Genomic DNA, 2,298 nt, shown 5'->3' with positions numbered 1-2,298 from the left:
TCAGTCAGTTGCAGGCGACCAACTCCCCCGTTCCCACCGACTACTCGCTGATGCTCTTCAGCCCCGGTCTTCCGCCCTACCCGTTCGGCGGCGACAAGGAATCCCACCCCGCGCTCAGCACCTTTTCCTCGGTCGAGGCCCGGGAACGCCAGCAGATGCCGTTCCAGGTCCGCGGATCCGAGGGCGGCAGCTGGCGGGTCGTGGCCGTCAGCGTGGTGGACAACAACAACCGCGGCGCCGTCGTCGTGATCGGGCTGCCGCTGGACCCCGTGGATTCGGTGATGGAACACGCTGCCCTGGTGGTGGTGGGTGTGGGCCTGCTGACGCTTGTGCTGGCGTTCTTCATTGCCACCTGGACTGTTTCGCGGTCCTTCCGGCCGCTGGCCCGGGTGGAGAAGACGGCCGCCGCGATCGCCGCGGGAGACTTGTCCCAGCGTGTGGAGGTGGAGAACCCGGGCACGGAGGTGGGCCGGCTTGGGAGCTCGCTCAATGCCATGCTCGCGCACATTGAGACGGCCTTCGCCGCCAGGATGGCGTCCGAGGCGCGGATGCGGCGCTTCGCCGCCGACGCCTCGCACGAACTGAGAACCCCGCTGGTGACCATCCGCGGGTTCTCCGAGCTGTACCGGCACGGGGCGTTGTCCACCCCGGAAGACGTGGCCACGGCGATGGGGCGGATCGAAAGCGAAGCCAAACGCATGGGAGCCATGGTCGAAGACCTGCTGCTGCTGGCCAGGATCGACGAACAGCGGCCGTTGCAGCAGAAGCCCGCGGACCTGCTGCTGCTGGCCAACGACGCCGTGGTGGACACCCAGGCGAGCGACCGCAGCCGCACCATCACCCTCACCGGGATTGACGGCGCGGCCCCGGCCGCCGCCCCGGTGCTGGGCGACGAAGCCAAATTGCGCCAAGTGGTCAGCAACCTGGTCGGCAATGCCCTGCGCTACACGCCGGAGGGCACCCCGGTCGAAATTGGCGTCGGGGTCCGGACCGCACCGGACGGAACACGGCAGTCCGTGATCGAGGTCCGGGACCACGGACCGGGGGTTCCGGATGAGGAGGCGGCCCGTATTTTCGAGCGCTTCTACCGGGCCGACACCTCCCGGACCAGGGAGACAGGCGGCAGCGGACTTGGCCTGGCGATCGTGGCCGCCATCGTCGGCTCGCATTCCGGGTCCGTGCGGGTCGGGAAGACCGACGGCGGCGGTGCCACGCTGGTGGTCAGCATCCCGCTCCTGGACGAAGAGGCCACGGAACGGTCCACAGCGGACTTATCCACATAGGGGCCGACGGCGGTGTCCGGCCGGCGCGCCGCCCGCCTACGCTCGAGGTGTCCGGAAGATCCGGATGAGGCAGCCGCTCCCCGCCAGCTCTCACCGAAAATGTCACCGCAATACCTCACCGCAGACCCGCTGACGTTCACCGTGCTCCGCCGGGCCGCGGCCGCCTCCCGAGCATTCGAGAGGCATTTCCATGAGCATCATCTCCGTCGATACCGAACTCCTCCAGCTGAAGTCCGCCAACGTGCAGGCCACGGTGGAGAGGATCAGCGCGGACGTCCACGCCATGAAACGGGGGCTGGACGAGCTCCAGGGCAGCTGGCGGGGCTCCGCGGCGACTAATTTCCAAACCCTCGTGGCCGAGTGGACGCTGACCCAGGGCAGGGTCGAGGCGTCCCTGGCGTCCATCAACCTCGCGCTGAACTCCGCTGCCGCCACCTATGCGCAGGCGGAACTGGGCAATGCGCAGCGCTTCACGTGAGCCGCACGCGCCCTCAGGCCTCGGGTGTGCCCTGGTGGAAGCGCAGGCGCCATTGGGCGCCTTCAAGGACCCACAGGGAGCTGCGCAGGGCTGATCCCTCACGGGTGTGGCTGCGGTAGGTCAGCAGGATGGTCTTCTCACCCAGCCGGTCCGCGCCCAACAGTTCCAGCTCCACGGCTCCGCCCGGGTTGTCCTCGAGTGACATCATCATGGCGTCGCGGGTCCAGATCCGGCCGGAGCTGCCGATTTCGGTGAAGCCCGGGTGGAGCAGCACGCCCGTGCGGCCCAGGTCTGCCCGGGTTTCGGGGCGGAGCAGTTCGCGTTCGAGGGACTCGACGACGGCTTCGGCGCTGGCCTCCGCCCGGTCTACGGCAGGTTCTTCTTCGAGTTCGCTGAAGAGGTCCGGTTCGTCGTAGGTCCCCGGCGCGCCAAAGAGTTCCTGCTGGCCGGCTGGCGCCGGGGCTGCCTGCGGCCGGGTCGCGGCCGCAGGGGCGGCTGCGGGTGGGGCGGCGGACTGGGCGGCGGGCTGCATCTTGT

At 69.1% G+C, this 2,298-nt stretch carries 3 protein-coding genes; 2 read left to right on the top strand and 1 reads right to left on the bottom strand.

What is annotated here, in order from left to right:
* Together LQV45_RS26490 and LQV45_RS26485 are read left to right on the top strand one after the other, a co-directional pair.
* A partial coding sequence (locus LQV45_RS26490) for a cell wall metabolism sensor histidine kinase WalK (protein WP_230009690.1) occupies positions 1–1,283 on the top strand: 1,283 nt, incomplete at its 5' end.
* A gap of 190 nt (positions 1,284–1,473) precedes the next feature.
* Complete coding sequence (locus tag LQV45_RS26485) at positions 1,474–1,761, top strand: WXG100 family type VII secretion target (protein WP_026538909.1); 288 nt, start codon at positions 1,474–1,476, stop codon at positions 1,759–1,761.
* 13 nt (positions 1,762–1,774) lie between these two features.
* Here LQV45_RS26485 and LQV45_RS26480 read toward each other — a convergent pair.
* A partial coding sequence (locus LQV45_RS26480; protein WP_230009689.1) for a DUF4440 domain-containing protein occupies positions 1,775–2,298 on the bottom strand: 524 nt, incomplete at its 5' end.

The organism is Microbacterium sp. Bi128, from assembly GCF_918698205.1.
This window is presented reverse-complemented; position numbering and strand designations above follow the sequence as displayed.